This window comes from Flavobacterium sp. ALJ2 (assembly GCF_015594725.1).
GTDB lineage: Bacteria > Bacteroidota > Bacteroidia > Flavobacteriales > Flavobacteriaceae > Flavobacterium.
On sequence record NZ_JADNRC010000088.1, the window covers coordinates 1 to 344 of the forward strand.

Below are 344 nucleotides of genomic sequence, written 5' to 3' on the forward strand. Positions count from 1 at the left end.
TAGGGCTATTCCTTATTTTGTTGAGCTCAGATGGCAAGATGCATCTAGACAAAAATATATTGGTAGAGTTATGTTACGAGAAGACATTATATATTATTTAAATAGATATCATTCTGAAATAATTAAGGATAAAAACGCACAAGATTTTCAAGAAGAAGAAATATTTAAAGCATTTAATAGCTTGGATAAAAGTAAACCCATCGAAATCTTATTTAAAGTTAACGGTTCTAATAAAGAGGTTAAGGTAATAGTGAAGCAAGAAAGTAAAGAAATCCCGCTAACCAAAATATTTGTCAGGGTTTTTAAAGATTAATTACGGAGTTTATTTACTCAATCATAAAATT

Annotated in this window: 1 protein-coding gene; it reads left to right on the top strand. The window is 27.9% G+C overall.

Annotation, left to right across the window (positions count from 1 at the left end; translation table 11 throughout):
- On the top strand, positions 1-313 hold a 313-nt coding region (locus IUY40_RS19335; RefSeq protein ID WP_195738472.1), incomplete at its 5' end, for a hypothetical protein.
- Positions 314-344: the final 31 nt, after the last annotated feature.